This is a genomic window from Paeniglutamicibacter sp. ZC-3 (assembly GCF_025847175.2).
Taxonomy (GTDB): Bacteria; Actinomycetota; Actinomycetes; order Actinomycetales; family Micrococcaceae; genus Paeniglutamicibacter; species Paeniglutamicibacter sulfureus.
In genome coordinates this window covers 284,364-302,429 of sequence record NZ_JAOYTG010000002.1, presented here as the reverse complement: position 1 = coordinate 302,429, position 18,066 = coordinate 284,364, and the positions used below count along the sequence as shown (strand labels likewise).

Annotated in this window: 18 protein-coding genes and 1 pseudogene; 16 read left to right on the top strand and 3 right to left on the bottom strand. The window is 64.4% G+C overall.

Features of this window, described 5'->3' with window-relative positions; genetic code table 11:
- Positions 1–241: 241 nt before the first annotated feature.
- The 12 genes from OIU93_RS04485 to OIU93_RS04430 all read left to right on the top strand — a co-directional run bounded on the left by OIU93_RS04485 (position 242) and on the right by OIU93_RS04430 (position 12,982).
- On the top strand, positions 242–928 hold the full coding sequence (locus OIU93_RS04485; protein ID WP_264268880.1) for an HD domain-containing protein: 687 nt from the start codon (positions 242–244) through the stop codon (positions 926–928).
- A gap of 95 nt (positions 929–1,023) precedes the next feature.
- Positions 1,024–1,842 (top strand): IclR family transcriptional regulator, encoded by an 819-nt coding sequence (locus OIU93_RS04480; RefSeq protein WP_264268879.1) that lies wholly within the window; start codon positions 1,024–1,026, stop codon positions 1,840–1,842.
- Between the two features lie 133 nt (positions 1,843–1,975).
- Entirely contained in the window at positions 1,976–3,262 is a 1,287-nt protein-coding gene (locus tag OIU93_RS04475; RefSeq protein WP_264268878.1) for a cytochrome P450, read from the top strand.
- Complete coding sequence (locus OIU93_RS04470) at positions 3,259–4,353, top strand: PEP/pyruvate-binding domain-containing protein (protein WP_264268877.1); 1,095 nt, start codon at positions 3,259–3,261, stop codon at positions 4,351–4,353. The genes OIU93_RS04475 and OIU93_RS04470 overlap by 4 nt, the downstream gene beginning before the upstream one ends.
- A gap of 79 nt (positions 4,354–4,432) precedes the next feature.
- The gene (locus OIU93_RS04465; RefSeq protein ID WP_264268876.1) at positions 4,433–6,298 is read left to right on the top strand and encodes a PEP-utilizing enzyme; all 1,866 of its coding nucleotides are present in this window, start codon (positions 4,433–4,435) and stop codon (positions 6,296–6,298) included.
- A gap of 127 nt (positions 6,299–6,425) precedes the next feature.
- Complete coding sequence (locus OIU93_RS04460) at positions 6,426–7,187, top strand: SDR family NAD(P)-dependent oxidoreductase (RefSeq protein WP_264268875.1); 762 nt, start codon at positions 6,426–6,428, stop codon at positions 7,185–7,187.
- An 18-nt stretch (positions 7,188–7,205) separates the two neighbouring features.
- On the top strand, positions 7,206–7,526 hold the full coding sequence (locus OIU93_RS04455) for a (2Fe-2S)-binding protein (protein WP_264268874.1): 321 nt from the start codon (positions 7,206–7,208) through the stop codon (positions 7,524–7,526).
- A 3-nt stretch (positions 7,527–7,529) separates the two neighbouring features.
- Positions 7,530–8,828 carry an NAD(P)/FAD-dependent oxidoreductase gene (locus OIU93_RS04450; protein WP_264268873.1) on the top strand — a complete coding sequence of 433 codons (1,299 nt, stop codon included), beginning with the start codon at positions 7,530–7,532 and terminating at the stop codon, positions 8,826–8,828.
- Positions 8,829–8,876: 48 nt separating this feature from the next.
- On the top strand, positions 8,877–9,581 hold the full coding sequence (locus tag OIU93_RS04445) for an HD domain-containing protein (protein ID WP_264268872.1): 705 nt from the start codon (positions 8,877–8,879) through the stop codon (positions 9,579–9,581).
- Positions 9,578–11,080 carry an aldehyde dehydrogenase family protein gene (locus OIU93_RS04440; protein WP_264268871.1) on the top strand — a complete coding sequence of 501 codons (1,503 nt, stop codon included), beginning with the start codon at positions 9,578–9,580 and terminating at the stop codon, positions 11,078–11,080. Before OIU93_RS04445 ends, OIU93_RS04440 begins: the two co-directional genes overlap by 4 nt.
- A 264-nt stretch (positions 11,081–11,344) precedes the next feature.
- Positions 11,345–11,770: a hypothetical protein gene (locus OIU93_RS04435; RefSeq protein ID WP_264268870.1), complete on the top strand. Its 426-nt coding sequence runs from the start codon at positions 11,345–11,347 to the stop codon at positions 11,768–11,770.
- Between the two features lie 222 nt (positions 11,771–11,992).
- Positions 11,993–12,982, top strand: a complete 990-nt coding sequence (locus OIU93_RS04430) for a VOC family protein (RefSeq protein WP_264268869.1) — start codon at positions 11,993–11,995, stop codon at positions 12,980–12,982.
- Positions 12,983–13,201: 219 nt separating this feature from the next.
- On the opposite strand, the gene OIU93_RS04425 is transcribed toward OIU93_RS04430, so the two are convergent.
- Positions 13,202–13,375, bottom strand: a complete 174-nt coding sequence (locus OIU93_RS04425; RefSeq protein WP_264268868.1) for a hypothetical protein — start codon at positions 13,373–13,375, stop codon at positions 13,202–13,204.
- 64 nt (positions 13,376–13,439) lie between these two features.
- On the bottom strand, positions 13,440–14,429 hold the full coding sequence (locus OIU93_RS04420; protein WP_264268867.1) for a serine protease: 990 nt from the start codon (positions 14,427–14,429) through the stop codon (positions 13,440–13,442).
- Between the two features lie 431 nt (positions 14,430–14,860).
- On the opposite strand from OIU93_RS04420, the gene OIU93_RS04415 reads away from it, so the two are divergent.
- The 3 genes and pseudogenes from OIU93_RS04415 to OIU93_RS04405 all read left to right on the top strand — a co-directional run.
- Positions 14,861–15,361, top strand: coding sequence for a very short patch repair endonuclease (locus tag OIU93_RS04415; RefSeq protein ID WP_264268866.1), 501 nt, complete (start codon positions 14,861–14,863; stop codon positions 15,359–15,361).
- A gap of 31 nt (positions 15,362–15,392) precedes the next feature.
- Positions 15,393–15,716 carry a tripartite tricarboxylate transporter permease gene (locus tag OIU93_RS04410; RefSeq protein WP_372342866.1) on the top strand — a complete coding sequence of 108 codons (324 nt, stop codon included), beginning with the start codon at positions 15,393–15,395 and terminating at the stop codon, positions 15,714–15,716.
- A 132-nt stretch (positions 15,717–15,848) separates the two neighbouring features.
- Positions 15,849–16,073: pseudogene (locus OIU93_RS04405) on the top strand (3-oxoadipyl-CoA thiolase); the annotation flags it as partial.
- On the opposite strand, the gene OIU93_RS04400 reads toward OIU93_RS04405, so the two are convergent.
- The gene (locus OIU93_RS04400) at positions 16,070–16,933 is read right to left on the bottom strand and encodes a LysR family transcriptional regulator (RefSeq protein WP_264268865.1); all 864 of its coding nucleotides are present in this window, start codon (positions 16,931–16,933) and stop codon (positions 16,070–16,072) included. The pseudogene OIU93_RS04405 and the gene OIU93_RS04400 overlap by 4 nt on opposite strands.
- A 68-nt stretch (positions 16,934–17,001) precedes the next feature.
- On the opposite strand from OIU93_RS04400, the gene OIU93_RS04395 reads away from it, so the two are divergent.
- Positions 17,002–17,940, top strand: a complete 939-nt coding sequence (locus OIU93_RS04395; protein WP_264268864.1) for a DMT family transporter — start codon at positions 17,002–17,004, stop codon at positions 17,938–17,940.
- Positions 17,941–18,066: the final 126 nt, after the last annotated feature.

The following is an 18,066-nucleotide window of genomic DNA, read 5'->3' as shown; positions in this document are numbered from 1 at the left end:
GGAATGCCCAGAATCATTCCCTAGAGTCGTAGTTACCTCTTGAAGGTGCGAGTGATGAGAGCACCGGTCGGAAGAATTGCCCCCATAATTTTCCGGCCGGTGCTCACCCATTTAACCAAGCCATACCGGCATGAAGGCAAAGCCAATCGTGGCCCGATCCCGGCCGGTCGTTGTCAGAGAGGTTTCCACTGCCCGGAACCCACCGCTTGGGTTTAAGTTGTGTTGGTGCAAGCATGTGCCCATGATTAAAGTTCACCCACAGGCCAACCACTTTGGACTCGACAGCTCAGAGCACATCCCGCCGCCGCATCCCGATCTTTTCGAAGCCCATCCATTGCTGGGCGAAATCTGGGGACAGGCGCGGGGCCTGCTGGCGGTGCGCGACAACGACGCCCACACCCTCTACGCCGTTTCCTTGGCCGCCGCCCTGCTCGATCAACGGCCGCAGGCCGACCCCGGGGTTGTTTTGCCGGCAATGATGCTGCACGACATCGGCTGGTCACAAGTGGAGCCCGGCCTCGTGCTCGCAGCCATCGCCCCGGGCGGCGGACGACCCGAGCTGGTCTTGCAACACGAAAAGGAGGGCGCGCGACTGGCAATAGAGATCCTGGAATCTCTCCGCGTGGATACACTGGTGATCAAACAGGTCGTCGCGATCATCGACGGGCACGACTCCCGCTCCCATGCGCTGAACCCCGACGACGAAATCGTCAAGGACGCCGACAAGTTGTGGCGGCTGACCCCGCACGGCCTGGACACCGTCATGGACTGGTTCGGGTTGCACCGCGGCCAGGCCCTTCGCCTGTGTGCCTCGCGGGTGCTGGGCAAGCTTTTCACTCCCGAGGCAATCACCATGGCAAACGGGCTGATCGCCCTGGAGCAGGCAAACCTCTGGCCGCGGAGCCGGGAGCTGCAACCGGTGCACTAAGGACTTCCATGTCTCGTCCGGTCGCTTCCGAGGTTCCTCCCCTACACTCAAAGGTGCGCGCAAAATAGGTGTGGCAGATGGAAAGGACACCGTAGATGGCAGGTGGAAATCGAGTTCCCGGAAGCACCGTGACCTCCAAGGTCCTTGCCATCATGGAAGTGTTTGAAACATCGCGCCGGGCACTGAGCCTGACCGAAATCGCGGAAGCCTCGGGCGTCCCCTTGAGCACCACCCACCGGCTGGTGAGCGAGCTGGTCGAGTGGGGCATGCTCAGCCGCGGACCCAACGGCGGGATCCAGCTTGGCTTGCGGTTGTGGGCCATCGCCCAGAATGCGGGGCGCCAATTACGCGACACCGCCCGCCCCTTCGTCCAGGACATGTTCTCCCTGACCGGGGAAACCAGCCAGCTTGCCGTGCGGGACGGCAACATGGCCCTGTACATCGACCGGGTCTACGGTTCCAAAAGGGTTCCGCGCGCCTCACGTGTCGGCGGCCGGCTGCCTTTGCATGCCACCGCAGTGGGCAAGGTAATCCTGGCGTATTCCGAGGACTGGGTCACCGATGCCTACCTCAACCGCCCGCTGACTACCGTCACCGGCCACACCCACGTCAACCCGGCCCGCCTGCGCGCCGAGCTTGCCCAGGTTCGGGAGCAGGGCTACGCCACGACACAGGAAGAGGTCATCATCGGCTCGTGCTCCATTGCCGTGCCGGTCTTTCACACCGGTCGCCTGGGCTGCTCGATCGGGCTCGTGGTTCCCTCCGCCAATGCCGGAACCATGACCCGGCACCTGCCCGTGCTCAAGGGCATTTCCCAGCGCATCGAGGCAGCCACGGCGCACATCCCGCTCGAAACGCTACTGGGCAGCGTCACAGGAAGCGCACCGGGGCCTCCCGCCGAACCCGAGCCCTGAACAAGGTTCCACTGAGTGGGAAAGGTTCCGCACCCTTCGCATGTGTCATGGGTAACACTTGAGGCAATGAATGTTGCGCAACCCACAATCGGGTAGTGCAACCCCGATCTTCTTTCCTCAAGGAGTCCGTTCCATGTCCAGCAGCAATGTTGCAGCCGGGGTTTGTCCCATGGGGCACGGCGCCACGGCACCGGCCGACCACCACGGTTTTGAACCGTTCACCATGGAAAACCCGTTTCCCTCCTACACGAACCTCCGCAACGAACAACCCGTGATGTTCGACGAACGTGTCGGGCTCTACGTGATCACCCGCTACGACGACGTCAAGGCCGTCTTTGAGGACTGGGAAACCTTCTCCTCGGAAAACGCCCAAGCCCCGGTGCGCAAGCGCGGTCCGCAGGCCACCAAGATCATGAACGACGGCGGCTTCACCACCTACTCCGGGCTCTCTGCCCGCCGCCCGCCGGAGCACACCCGCATCCGGGCCATCGCACAGAAGGCGTTCACCCCGCGCCGCTTCAAGGCCCTGGAACCCTCCATCCGCGCCAATGTCATCGAATCGATCGAGACCATGCTGGCGCGCGAATCCAACACCGGCGACATCGTCAAGGATCTGGCCTACGCCATTCCTACCATCACCATCCTCACCCTCATCGGCGCCGATGTCTCCCAAGTCGACACCTACAAGCGCTGGAGCGATTCCCGGGCCGCCATGACCTGGGGAGACCTGAGCGACGAGGAGCAGATCCCGCATGCCCACAACCTCGTGGAGTACTGGGCAGAGTGCATGCGCCTCGTGGTCCACGCCCACGAGCACGGCGGGGACAACCTCACCGCCGACCTGGTCAAGGCCCAGTCCGAGGGCGCGGAAATCAGCGACCACGAGATCGCCTCGCTGCTCTACTCCCTGCTTTTCGCCGGCCACGAAACCACCACCACGCTGATCTCCAATTGCGTGCGCGTGCTTCTGGCCCACCGCGAGGCCTGGGAGCAAGTGGTCAAAAATCCCAAGGCCATCCCCGCGGCCATCGACGAGGTCCTGCGCTACGCCGGCTCCATTGTCGGCTGGCGCCGCAAGGCCCTGAAGGACACCGAGGTCGCCGGGGTCAAGATTCCCGAAGGCGCCGAGTTGTTGCTGTTGATGGGTGCGGCCAACCGCGACGAAGCCCGCTTCGAGGACCCCGAGGCTTTCGACATCGCCCGGACCAACGCCCGCGAACACCTCTCCTTCGGCTTCGGCATCCACTATTGCCTGGGCAACATGCTCGCCAAGCTGCAGGCCAAGATCGCCCTGGAGGAACTGACTTCCAGGATCCCGGGGCTCGAGCTGATCGATGGCGAGGGCATCGAGTTCCGCAAGAACCTGTCTTTTCGGGTCCCCGAATACGTCAACGTGAGCTGGAAGAAATCCCAGGCATGAGCAACAACGACTTCATTGAATTCTTCGACGGCGGTGCCGACCCGAAGCTGGAAAACCTCGGCGGCAAGGGTGCCTCGCTGGTGACGATGACCGCGGCCGGGATGCCCGTGCCTCCCGGATTCGTCGTCACCACCGCAGCTTTCGACGCCTTCATGGAAGGCGGCATTACCGCCGAAATCAACGCTCTGCTGGCCGGCGTCGATCCGGAGGACGTGAACGCCGTGGACGCCGCCAGTGCCGCGATCCGCTCCATGATCACCCAGCGCCCGGTGCCCGCCGCCCTGCGCCAAGTCACCAAGGACGCCTACGCCATCTTGCAGGCGAACTTCACCGTGGAGGTGCCGCTGGCGGTGCGTTCCTCGGCCACCGCGGAGGACCTTCCCGATGCCTCCTTCGCCGGGCAACAGGACACCTACCTCTGGCTCAACGGCTACGATGCGGTCACCGAGCACATCCGCGCCTGCTGGGCCTCGCTCTACACCTCCCGGGCCATCCTGTACCGGCTGAAGAACAACATCCCCGACGAGGGCCTGTCCATGGCGGTCGTCGTGCAGAAGATGGTCAACTCCGCCGCAGCCGGCGTGGCGATGACTTTGGACCCCACCAACGGGGACCGCTCCAAGATCACCATCGACGCCTCCTACGGGGTCGGCGAAATGGTCGTTTCCGGCACCGTCACCCCCGACAACATCCAGCTGGACAAGGTCACCCTGGCCATCATCACCGAGCACATCGGGGCCAAGCACGCCGAACTCATTCCCGACCCGGCCACCAACTCCCTGGTGGAGGTCGAGGTCAGTGAAGAGCGCCGCGCGGTGCGCTGCCTCTCGGATGCGGACCTGGCCCTGGTGGCGCAGCTGGCCAAGCGCGCCGAGAAGCACTACGGCTGCCCGCAGGACATCGAGTGGGCGCTGGATGCGGATCTGCCCGAAGGCGAAAACCTGCTCCTGCTCCAGTCCCGCCCGGAAACCGTGCACTCGTCCAAGTCCACGGTTAAGCCGGGCGCCGGCGGCTACGCTTCCTCCCTCGGGCTGGGTTCGGGCTTCAACTTCTCCTCGATCACGTCCTCGCTGATGAACACCGCATCCTAGCCGCGTTGCCCGACCCACCACCGTTCGCCGCTTTTCCCCCCAACTCCGCAGCAGCATCTTTTGAAAGGCATCCACCACCATGAGCATGAAATCCTTTCCCAAGCCTTCCGATCTCCAGGTTCCCCCGGGCGCCGAGGGCTGGGAGGAGCTCTACCCGTACTACCTGGTCTTTCAGGACGCACTAAAGGCCGAGGAAGACGAAAAGTTCTGGTTCTGCGACTCCCAGCACTGGCCCACCGTCTTCAAGCCGTTCGAGACCATCGGCGGGGAATTCGCCGTCAAGTGCCTGGGCCAGTACAACGCCCGCCACCTGATGATCCCCAATGCCAACGGCATCGACTTCCGCATCCACCTCGGCTACCTCTATATGTCTCCGCTTCCGGTGCCCAGCGAGCAGATCGCCGCCCGCGTCCCTGACTTCGAGGCCCGCATCGGTCACTACTTCGCCAATTGGGAAGAGCTCCTGAAGGCCTGGCACATCAAGGTCAAGGGAACCATCAGCGAGATGGAGTCCCTCAGCTTCGAGGCCCTGCCCGAGCAGGTCCCGATGGCGGACATCCTTTCCGGCAAGGCCAAGGACGGCTCGGAGGTGCTGCTGGAGAACTACGACCGGCTGATCCAGCTCTGTTACCAGAACTGGCAATACCACTTCGAATTCCTGAACCTGGGCTACATCGCCTACCTGGACTTCTTCAACTTCTGCAAGGAAGTATTCCCCAACATCCCCGACCAGTCGATCGCCACCATGGTCCAGGGCGTGGACATGGAACTGTTCAAGCCCGACGATGAACTGAAGGAACTCGCGGCACTGGCCGTGGAACTGGATCTTTCCGGCGCGTTCTCCAACACCGACGACCCGACAGCCACGATTGCAGCCATCGCATCCTCGCCCTCCGGCGAGCGCTGGCTGGCACGCTGGGAGGAGGCCAAGGACCCGTGGTTCAACTTCACCATCGGCAACGGCTTCTACGGGCACGACAAGTACTGGATCGAACACCAGGAGATCCCGCTTGGCTTCATCGCCGATTACATCCACCGTCTGCAGGGCGGGGCGAACATCATGCGCCCGACCGACAAGCTGATCGCCGAGAAGGACCGCATCGTTGAGGAGTACCGGGACCTGCTGGATCCCGAGGTCCGCGAGGTCTTCGACGCCAAGCGCACCCTGGCCGCCACCGCCTACCCGTACGTGGAAAACCACAACTTCTACATCGAGCACTGGACCATGGGCGTGTTCTGGCGCAAGGTGCGCGAACTGTCCCGCATGCTGCACGCCCAGGGCCTATGGAACGAACCCGAGGACATGCTCTACCTGGGCCGAAACGAGGTCCGTGACGTGCTCTTCGACCTCGTCACTTCCTGGGGCATCGGCGCCGGCGACCCGATCGGGAACGTGGTGTGGCCGCAGGAGATCGAGCGCCGCCGCGGCATCGTCGACGCACTGAAGACCGCACGGCCGGCCCCGGCACTGAACACCCCGCCCTCGGCCATCACCGAGCCGTTCACCCGGATGCTCTGGGGCATCACCACCGAACAGGTTCAGCAGTGGCTGGGCGGGGACGAGGATTCCGAGTCGGGCGTGCTCAAGGGCATGGCCGCCTCCCCCGGACTGGTCGAGGGCATGGCCCGCGTGGTCATGCACGCGGATGACCTCTCCGACGTGCAGGCCGGCGAGATCCTGGTTGCCCCGATCACCGCCCCAAGCTGGGGCCCGATCTTCGGCAAGATCAAGGCCACGGTCACGGACATTGGCGGGATGATGAGCCACGCTGCCATCGTCTGCCGCGAGTACGGTTTGCCGGCCGTCACCGGGACCGGCAGCGCGTCCACCACCATCCGCACCGGCCAGATGCTGCGCGTGGACGGTACCAAGGGCACCGTCGAAATCCTCGAGGAGGCGCCCGTGGTCACCGGCCCCGGAGCGCACTCCCACACGCACGTCTAGGACCGCTCCCCCCCATAGCGGTTCCGGACATCCGCAGGTGGGCGGGGCACCCCAAGGCCCCGCCCACCGCCCACCCCGATTCCCCGCCCAGAGCATTCGCCCCACTGAAAGGTCCTCGGTACAGACAATGACCACCGAAGCACACACCCCGCCGGGCACGGTGTTGGTCACCGGCGCCGCCGGAGGCCTCGGCCGGGCCTTTGCCCTCGGATTCGCCCGGCGCGGCTATGCGGTTGCCGCGGCGGACATCGATCCTGCCGGCACCGCCGAGACCGCAGAAATGGTCAGGGCCGCCGGCGGCCGCGCCGAGGCCTTCACCGTCGATGTCACCAGCCCCGTCTCCACCGAAGCGCTCGCGGCCCAGGTTGCCGGCTTCGCCGGCGGCCACGTCCAGGTGCTCATCAACAACGCCGCCATCTACGCCACCGTCACCCGCTCGCCCTTCGAGGACATCGACTTCGAGGAATGGGACCGGGTCATGGCGGTGAACCTCAAGGGACCCTGGATGATGGCCCGGGCGCTGAGCCCGCATCTGGGTGCCGGCTCGCGCATCATCAACCTGGCCTCGGCCACCGTCTACTCCGGTTCCGAGCAGTGGGCCCACTATGTGGCTTCCAAGGGCGGGGTCATCGCCCTGAGCCGGGTCATGGCCAAGGAATTGGGCCGACGCGAAATCACCGTCAACACCATCGCCCCGGGATTCACCCTCACGGAGGCCAGTTACGGGCTGATGGACAACGCCGAAAACTACGGGGTCGACCGCGGTGCGCTCAAGAGGGCCAGCCAGCCCGACGACATCGTGGGGGCCGCGCTCTTCCTCGCCGGTCCCGATTCCTCCTTCATCACCGGTCAGACGCTCGTCGTCGACGGTGGCCGCCAGTTCATCTAGAAAGGTCGATTGATCATCATGCCTACAGTCCACTTCACCGATGCAGCCGGTGCCACCACCACCATCAACGCCAACACCGGGGACTCGGTCATGGAGACCGCGGTGCGCAACGGCGTCTCCGCCATCGTCGCCGAATGCGGCGGCTCGCTCTCCTGCGCCACCTGCCACGTCTTCGTCGCCGAGGCCGACCTGCCGAGCCTGGAGCCCATGGGCGAGATGGAGGACGAGATGCTCTACGGCACCGCCGTTGACCGCGAGGACAACTCCCGGCTCTCCTGCCAGATCCGGCTCTGCGAGGACCAGGAACTCCACGTCACCACCCCCGAAACGCAGGTCTAGGACATGGACACCGCCACCGCTCCCTCCCGTGCCGGGGCCGGCGCACAAGAGTCGGGTACCGCCACCGGCCTGCTGATCGTCGGAGCCTCCCAGTCCGGGGTGCAGCTGGCCATCTCGCTGCGCGCCCTGGGCTACACCGAGCACATCACGCTGCTGGGCGACGAGGACCACCGACCCTACCAGCGCCCGGCCCTGTCCAAGGAGTTCCTGCAGGACAAGGTCGGTTCCGAATCCCTGATCTTCCGCACCAACGACTACTGGATCGAACACAACATCACCCTCATCAAGGGCGAGCGGATCGAGTCCGTGCACTCAAACGCCGACGGCAGCGGAACCGCCCGCGGCACCTCCGGTGCCACCTACCCCTATCAGCGTCTGGCCTTGACTGTCGGAGCCCGCCCGCGGCACCTCGAGGCCCCTGGCGCCGAGCTGGACGGGGTGGTCTACCTGCGCAACGCGGACGACGCGCTGCGGCTGAAGGAACTTGCCCCCGCCACCACCGACGTGGTCGTGGTCGGCGGCGGGTTCATCGGCTTGGAGGCCGCCAGCTCACTGGCCGCCATGGGCAAGCGCGTCACCGTCCTGGAATACGGGCAGCGCCTCGTCGGCCGGGCCGTGGGCACCGAAACCAGCGACTACTTTCTCACCGAACACCGCAAGCGCGGCCTGGACATCCGCATCGGGGCGCGCATCGAGCAGATCCTCGACGACGGCAACGGCGCCGTGGGCGCGGTGCGCCTCGAAGACGGGTCCCAGATCACGGCCCAGATCGTCTTGGTCGGCATCGGGGTCATCCCCAATACCGAGCTCGGCGAATCCCTCGGGCTGGAAATCAACAACGGCATCGTCGTGGACGCCGGGGCGCTCGCCTCCGACGGCACCACCATCGTCGTCGGCGACGTGGCCAACATGCCCAACCCCGTTCCCGGCGCACCGGCCGGTGAGCGCATCCGCCTCGAGTCGGTGAACAATGCCATTGAGCACGCCAAGGTCGCCGCCTACTCGCTCATGGGACGCAGCGAGGAATACGCCGGCATCCCGTGGTTCTGGTCCAACCAGGCGGACATGAAACTCCAGATCGCCGGGCTGTCCACCGGCTTCGAATCCACGGTCATCCGCCGCGACCCCGACAAGGGGAAGTTCACCGTCCTCTACTACCGCGGCGGGCGCATCATTGCCGCCGACGCCGTCAACGCCCCGCTGGACTTCATGGCCGTCAAGCAGGCCCTGGCCGCCGGCAAGTCCATCGACCCGGAACGGGCCGCCGATCCGGGCACCATGCTCAAGTCCCTCATTGCCTAGCCGCCCTCCCCCACATACTCTTCCCTGACGCAAGGAGCCGCACGCGCCATGAACACCCTGACCGATACCGATCCCGGCGCCGCCTTCGCCGCTGCCTATCCACAACGCCCCATTCCCGCTCCCGGGAAGTTGGACACCAGCCCGATTTGCCTCACCCCGGGCATCGAGGCGGACCTACTCCCGCTCTGGGCCGCGGTGGTTCCCGAGACCCGGGCCCGCGGCAACGACATCCACCTGCCCATTTCCCTGGCCTTCGCCCGCCGCCTGTGCGACGCCTACCCGGACGCAAACCGCGAGCTTGTGCTCGTGGCCACCTTGCTGCACGACACCGGGTGGGCCCACGTGGATGAATCCAAGATCATCTCCGAGGGCTTCCGCGGCGACTGGCGCAAGGCCGGCATCCGCTTTGAGCACGAGCGCCTGGGCTGCGATGTGGCCCGCCGTGTGCTGCCTTCGCTGGGGTACGAACCCGAATTCATCGAGGCGGTTTGCGCCATCATCGACGGGCACGATACCCGCCCGGTGGCCCATTCCCTGGAGGATGCGCTGATGCGCGACGCCGACCGGCTCTGGCGCTTTGACCACGCCGGCATCGCGCTGGCCGCGGGCTGGTTCTCGCAGAACCCCGCCGTGTACACGGACCGGCTGGAGACCGAGATCATCCCCGAGCTCATCACCCACGCCGCGGTGGACATGGCAACCACCGATCTGGATCGCTCCCGCGCCCTATTGCAGACGGCGGTGCTGCGATGAGCACCCAACAGCAGCTTGGCGCCGCAGCCGCGCGCTTGGCCCTGGCCATTCCCTACCGCCACGTCGACACCCACTTCATCGACGGTGCCTGGGTTGCCTCAACGGGCAACGCCCGCAACGACGTCACCGACCCGGCCACCGGATTGGTGTGGGGTTCGGTCGCCGACGGCACCACCGAGGACCTTGAGCAGGCGGTGAACGCGGCGCGAACTGCCTTCGACTCGGGCCCCTGGCCGCGGCTGTCGCCCTCCCAGCGGGCGGCTGTGCTGTTGCGCATTGCCGATCAGATCGAGGTGCGCTCCACCGAGCTGTCGCTGACCAACACGTTGGAAAACGGCTCCCCGGTCTCCGAGACCAAGGGCGCGGCGGCAAATGCCGCCAGCATCTTCCGCTACTTTGCCTCGCTGGCCCCGCTACTGGAAGCCGAGGACCTCCGTCCCTTCCCTAACGGCCTGGGCGAGTCCCTGGTGCGCCGGGACCCGGTGGGCGTGTGCGGGTTGATTGCCCCGTGGAACTTCCCGATCAACCTGATGGTCATCAAGCTGGCACCCGCTTTGCTGGCCGGGTGCACCGTGGTGATGAAGCCGGCCTCCCCCACGCCGCTGTCATTCAGGATCATCATGGATGCGCTGGCTGCTGCCGGTGTTCCGGCAGGCGTGGCCAACCTGGTCACCGGATCCAGCCGTCTGGGAGACGCGCTGGTGCGCCATCCCAAGATCAACAAGGTCGCCTTCACCGGCTCCACGCCGGTAGGTCGCAAGATCGCCGCCGCCTGCGGTGAGCTGCTGCGCCCCGTCACCCTCGAGCTGGGAGGCAAGTCGAGCGCGTTGGTGCTGCCGGATGCGGACCTGGGCGCCATGGGCGACACCCTCATCCGTTCCTGCATGCGCAACACCGGGCAGACCTGCTACATTTCCACGCGCATCCTGGCCCCGTCCGAGCGCTACGACGAGGTCGTGGACCTGGTCACGTCCACCATTGCCACTGCACCCCAGGGGGACCCACTGGATCCGGCGACGGTCTTTGGCCCGTCGGCCACCGCCAGCCAATATCGGACCGTGCTCGAGTACATCGAGTCGGGACACGCCGAAGGTGCCCGTGCCACCACAGGCGGGCACAAGGCGCAACTGGGCGGCGACCTGGGCGCCGGTTACTTTGTCGCCCCCACCGTGTTTGCGGAGGTGTTGCCCGGGATGCGGATTTCCCGGGAGGAGATCTTCGGGCCGGTGGTTTCAATTCTTCGCTACGACGGAATCGATGAGGGGATCGCACTGGCGAACAACACCGAGTTCGGTTTGGGCGGTCTGGTCTTTGGCGCCGACACCGATGCCGCACAGGCAGCGGCCGACCGCATGGATACCGGCAGCGTTGGCATCAACTTCTTCGCCTCCAACCACGCGGCGCCGTTTGGCGGTCGCAACGATTCTGGGCTCGGCACCGAGTACGGCCCCGAAGGCCTGGCCGCCTATTTGAGCTACAAGTCGATTCACCGTCGCTGAGACCGGCCGCCGCGAACGGCCTTCACACCCAACATCATGGCCAGACACATCAAATCCATAGCCTCGGACCATAGAGTCATTATCACCTCATGAAGGTGCGAGTGATGCGAGCACCGGCCGGATAAACGATTCATTCCCCCGAATCTTACGGTCGGTGCTCAAACCTTTAACGGCAACTTCGCCGTTGGGACAACGCCCTGACGACTCCGATTCTCCGCGGCCGCATAACGAGTTCTCTCCAGTCGTCTTACCCTTACTCTCCAAATGCGGGTGCCCGGCTTCAGGGTCAAGAGCGAGAAGGTCATGGCCATCGGAGCATCTGCACTCATCCTTGGGGTTGCAGCAATTGCCGCAGCGGTGGCGCTGGAAATCAGGTGGCTCTTCTTCGCCGCCAGCGTCATCGGCGGAATCGGCTTCGGTGCGGGATTTCAGGGTGGACTTCGCTCGGTGCTCGAACTACTCCCGCCCCTGCAGCGCGGCGGTACACTCTCGTCGCTCTACCTGGTCAGCTACATGGCGTTCGGTGTGCCGCCGCTGGTCGCCGGACTGCTCATTCCCACGCTCGGATTGCAGAACGTCGTCAACGGGTATGCGGCATTGGTCATAGTCCTCTCACTGGTAGCACTTGCGCTCCTGCTTCGATCGCGCATCAAGCGCATCCGCCGGGCCGCCGCCGGCGCCGGCGCCTGAACGAGAAACCGGCTTCTTGCCTTGGTTACGGAGACTCAAGGCGCCGGAACGGCCAGCACATTCCTGGTTGCCGCTCTGCCGCCGACGTCTCCGCCCTCTGACCAACGACGTCGTCGTTCGCGCTCCCCCCGGACGCCGGACCAACCACTGTTTCGCCACATAGGCTAAAATTTACTTGAAACGTCAACTTTAATTCTTTTCGACCACGACGGGGAACTCATCATGGGCAACACCTCAGTGCGCAGTGCCGACCGCATTCGACCCACGCGGTGGGTGATCGCTGCGACTCTGGCGGCCCTTGCATTCGTGCTCGTGGCCTGCGGCACGACCGCCGCGGCCGAAGACGGTCCCTCGCCCAGCGCGCTGGGCCCCGGACTGCGGATGGGACCGGTCGAATTGGTGACGTCCGACCTCGACGGGCTCCACCGCTTCTATACCGAAGGAGTGGGCCTCACTACCATCAGCAGCGACGAGGATGACGTTGTCATGGGCACCGGGGACACCGAGCTCTTCCGTCTGATCGCTGCAGACTCCCCGGATGCGACGCCGGATGATTACACCCAGGCCGGGCTCTACCACTCCGCATTCCTTTTCCCCGACGAGGCCGAGCTAGCCGCTTCCGTGCTGCGCACCGCGAACCTGGCACCAGCCTCGTTTCAAGGTTCCAGCGACCACAAGGTGAGCAAGGCTTTCTACTTCGCAGACCCCGAGGGAAACGGCGTTGAGCTCTATGTTGATATGCCCGAGGACACCTGGGAGTGGAACGACGGACTTGTCACGATGGGTTCGGCGGCGCTGGACGCGAATGCCTTCATCGCCGAGCACCTTGGAAACAGTGCTCCCGCTGCCCGCGCCACGGCCGTGGCGATGGGGCATGTGCACCTGCGCGGCGGCGACCTGCAGCACGCCGAGGAGTTCTACGAAGACGGGCTTGGATTCGCCGTAACGGCCCGTTCGCAAGGCGCCATCTTCCTGGCGGCCAATGGCTACCACCACCACCTTGCCGTCAACACCTGGTCCTCATCCGGAGCGGGAAAACGCCCGGAAAGCCTCGGCCTGCGCAACGTCTCCATCCAAGTAGCGAATGACGCCCAACTGGATGCCATTGCCGCCCGCTTGACCGCGAACCAAATCCCGCACGAGCCCGGCAAGAGATCCCTGACTACCAGCGACCCTTGGGGAACCCGGATCACGGTACGTATCGCGGACTGACCCCCGCGCGAACTTCTGGCGTGGACCACTCACACCCAACGTCATGGCCAGACACATCAAATCCACAGCCTCGGACCATAGAGTCATTACTACCTCATGAAGGTGCGAGTGATGCGAGCACCGGCTGGAAACACGATTTGTCCCCCGAATCTTCCGGCCGGTGCTCAAACCTTTAATGACGCAATCCGTGATTCTGCACAGGTCGATTCACGAGGCGGGTCAATCTTCGTCGTTCAAATTATCCGGATCCGGCAATTCGATTTCCCGGGGCACCGCAGTTCTTCGTCGTTCCACCGTGAAATATTCAAGTTGTTCCTCGGGCGTCTCATTCAGTTTGAAGACTGATGGTTCAACGCCCTGCGATTCGTTTTTCGCGCTGTCGCTGGATTTCACTTTGCACCTCCTAAACGACGGTGGGTGGAATGCCATCATGGCATTCCACCCACCGCTTGGACTACTAGTTTTGTGCTGCCTGGTAGGCCTGTTCGATGACCGAGCCCCAGTATGGGCCGAACATCGTATTGCGGATGCCTCCGTAGCCGAAGCTGTTCACTGAGTTCTGGAAGCCATCCGATCCACCGAGGAACCATGGCCCTCCGGAAGAGCCACCGGTCATGTCGCACGGAATTCCCTGCGACTGCGTCTGCCCATACGGATCGTCGCTCGCGGCCCCACTGCATGATTGCAGCGTCTCTCCGTCAAATGGGCGTGCGGCCGGATAGCCAAAGGCGGTATAGGTCAGACCCCGGGCTTGGTTGAAGGCGACGCCAGAGGCTCCGACCTGATCTGCTAGGCTCACGCCACTCTGGTCCGAGACCACGGCGAAGGCCGTGTCATAGGTGATGTCTCCACCTTGCGTCCATTGTGTCGGAGCGACGAGTTCGGTTGCGGCAAAGGACCCGTAGGGAGCGCTGCCGTTTTCATAGGCAGGGACAAAGACCCAACGAGTCGCGAAGGCACCCGGCCCCTCGTTGACGCAGTGGCCCGCAGTAGAGACGGTTGCCTCATTTGCGGCGACAACTGCGTTACCGGAGCATACGTAGTTCGCGCCACCCAAGGTGAAGAACACTTTGCCGATGTGGGACACGGGTGTTTCGGCCACGTTCTTGGTCGGTTTACCTGCAGTCGTTTTTGCTTTACTTGCGCTGCGCCCGGCAATCTTGGTTGATTCACCGATATCCAGCGGAGCATTCGACGCCGATTTGCCGCGGGTAAGGCTATCGGCGGGCTTGGCGTCTTTCATTCGCTGGGGAGTCCAATAGGACATTGCCGCTTCAGCCTGCGTCGAAGAGATCTTCTTCGTGTCGACCGCATCGGTTTCGGACCGCGGGGCCGAAGTTGCCGTGGATGCGGTTCCGCCGATCAGGGCGCCCGCGAGAAGAAGCGCAGCTACCGTCCTGCTCATGGTTTTGCCCTTGGGGTGGTGACTTACGTACGTTGCTTGCACGTTTTCTTCCTGTCCGGTGACCCCGTTGTCACCTTCAAAAGTGGGTGCCGAGGCACTGGTGCACAACAGTCAAACACATGCTTCAAAGAGTGACTATAGACTTTTGGCTACCATCTTCGGGACCGAATATTCTGGACCATGGAAATTTATGAAACGAATCAGAGACAAAACTTGAAGGATTACCCACGAGCAGGTTCGTCATCGACACCTCCCGCTTTTCTGCAACTTGCCCCGTCTCGGGACTCACGCCACAGAATGCAGGGCGTGCCCGCGTTCACGTTTGGCCGAAGTCGCGAATCCAAATTGCATCATGAGCCCGTTCCAGGAATGTGAAGGAACTCGGCGGCAACGTAGGCGGTGGCGGCAACGTAAAAATCTCACCCTAACTATTGATCGTGCGCTTTCCGGGGCAGCGGGTGCACAATCGAGACATGGACAGCATGTCCGAACAAGCGCGTTCACAACTCATGGGCAAGATCCGCGGCAAGGATACTAAGCCCGAGCTGTTCGTGCGCCAACTGCTGCATGCAGCGGGATACCGCTACCGGCTTCACGGTCGCATTCCACGTGGAACACTCGAGAAGTTGAATCGCCAATACCCGGAGGTGCGCCTGCGCGGCGGCAAGCTTCCCGGCTCTCCCGACATCGTCTTTCCCGCCCGCCATCAGGCTGTCTTCATCAATGGATGCTTCTGGCACCGACATGATTGCCCCGCCGGGCAACATGCACCGGCGACAAATGCCCAATTCTGGGCGGACAAGCGCAACCGCACCCACGAACGAGATAGGCAAGCGATCGAAACCCTACGGGCCCTCGGCTGGGAGACCATCGTGGTGTGGGAATGTGAGCTGCGGGATCCGAAGGCCACGCTCGAAACGCTCGCCCATTTTCTGGGCCCTCCCGCACGGGACAAGGATATCGACGGAATGTGAGGGCTCGCAGGCGAGCTGCCTGCGAGCCGACATGATCCGCGGCATCACCGTCTTCTGCGCACTGGGCGTCTACGCCACCAGTGCCGCGGTGACGGATCTGGTGATCGTGCTCCTCATTGGCGTGCTCGGTTTTGCACTGCGCCGCTATGGGTTCCCGCTAGCGCCGATCATGATCGGCGTGGTCCTGGGGCCGCTGGCCGAAACCAGCCTGCGCAACGCCATGATGTCCTCTGGCGGCGACGCCTCGATCCTGGTCGAATCGCCGATCACGCTCACCCTCTACGGGGTGCTGATCCTGGTGCTGGCTTACACGGTGTGGCGCAAGGTCAACTCCCGCGCACGCCAGGACGTGTAATCCGGGCCTGCCCGAGACTCCGCGATACCCGCAATTGACAGCGACCGGGGTGGCACCGAATTCCGGTGCCACCCCGGTCGCATGTACACCCTTCGCAACTGCGCGGGGAATCCGGCGCTGAGGCCAACGAGATTTGCCACGCAGTCGCTGGCCGCGATGCGTGAACTGAAGCTCGATGCGGGCATCGTCAACAACGACGGCGGCGCCATTGCGCCGGGCCACCCGCTGGGCTCCAGCGGTTCGCGCCTGGTGGTGACGCTGATGGGTCGGATGGAAAATGAAGACTCCAACCGTGGCTTGGCCACCATGTGTGTCGGCGTGGACCTGGGAACCTCAATGCTCCTGGAGCGCGCCTAACTATCGGCATAGAGGCGGGTCACGGCGTCAACGAGGTCGCTGAGCCCGCCGGGAGGTTCGTCCCGCCACCACACCAGCCGTACTTCGATCCGGGGGCCGTCCTTGATGGGGCGATAGGTGACGCCAGGGCGTGGATGGTGGTGTGCCGTGGCCTCGGCCGTGGTTCCCACACCGCGGCCCGCGGCAATGGAGTCCAGCCAGCTGTCGACGTCGGTGGTTTCGATGAACGTGGGTTGTTGGCCCGCACCACCGCTCCACAGGTGGCTGTTGGTGGTCCCTGCACGGGGGTCGATGACCACGGTGCGCTGCGCGACCTCGGCCATGCTCACCTGGCGGCGCCGCACCCACTGTGCGTCGTCAGAGGCGAAGGCGACCACTCGGCGTTCCAGTCCCACCACCACCGAATCGAAGCGCCGTGCATCGGCGGGTCCGCGCATCACCGCCACATCGCAGAGCCCCTCGGCCAAGCCGGAAGTGGGCAGGTTCTGCCTGACCAGTTGGAGCTCGATGGCCTCGTGGCCACGGTCCCAGTCACGCTGCAGGCGGGCGGTGTGCCGCCCGAGCGCCGCCCAGGCGTACCCCAGCCGCAAGACGCCGTGGCGACTGTCCAGGAATCTGGTGAACCGTACCGCCTCGGCGAGCACCTTGCGGGCCTGGGGCAACACCTGCTGACCGGTGCTGGTGAGCTCACATCCTCGCGGCACCCGGCGCAGCAGCCTCTCCCCCACGCTCTTCTCCAGTCCCGCGATGGTGCGTGAGACTGCGGCCTGCGAGACGAAGAGCCGTGCAGCGGCATCGGTGAAGGATCCTTCCTCGGCCGCAGTGACGAAGTACCTCAATTCCCGAAGATTCCAGTCCATAACCAAAGTGTATGGCAGACCCAAAACATGCACTGGGATTATGCCGTAGGGGAACCTACGGTGAGGACATGAAACCCCTTGACGCCGCAGATCGCCGGCAGAATGCTCCCGTCGCCGTCGCGCCGTTGCGCGCCACGGCCGCCACCGGGCGTCGGCGCGGAACCGGGTTCGCACTGATGCTGGCCAGCTCGGTCTCGAACCAGGCCGGTGCGGCCCTGGGGTCCATGGCGTTTCCGGTTATCGGGCCGGTCGGCGTCGTAGCCGTGCGACAGCTCGTCACGGCACTCGTCCTGGCTCCGGTCGTGCGCCCCCGGCTGCGCGCACTGCGCAAGGATCAGTGGCTGCCGATCCTGGGCCTGGCGCTGGTGTTCAGCATGATGAACCTTTCCCTTTACGCCGCGATCGACCGCATCGGGCTCGGCCTGGCCGTCACCCTGGAGTTCCTGGGTCCGCTCGGCGTCGCCATCGCCTTTTCCCGCCGGCCGTTTGACGTCGCCTGTGCGCTGCTCGCGGGTGTCGGGGTCATTGTCCTTATCAACCCCGGTCCGGCTACCGACATCTTGGGAATCGCACTGGGCCTGGTTGCCGCCGCGGGGTGGGGTTCCTACATCCTGCTGAACCGCACCTTGGGGCAACGGTTGCCGGGCCTGCAGGGAACCGCCGCGGCGAGCATCGTCACGGCCGGCATGTGGGTGCCCATCGCGATCCTCTGGTTCCTCGCCCACGTGCCGAGCATCGGCGCCCTCGGACTGGCCGCAGCCTGCGGCCTGCTGTCCTCGGTCGTCCCCGCCGTTTCCGATCTGCAGGCCCTGCGGCGGGTTCCGGCCAGGATTTTCGGGATCTTCACCAGTCTGAGTCCGGTGTGGGCGGTTCTCGCCGGATGGGTCATGCTCCACCAAGCCTTGCAGCCCAACGAATGGCTGGGAGTCGCGCTGATTGTCCTGAGCAACATCTTCGTTTCCGTGCGGGGACTGGCCACATCCCGTCCCCGGACCCGGACGGTTTGAGGTACTCGAGGCCCGGATGCCGGCGATTGGTGAGCTTCCCGAGTGCCGCCCGCACCCGCACCATGGCTTCGATGTCCGACCGACAACGGAACCCCACTCACGTCGGTTCCGCGAGAATCGTGAGTC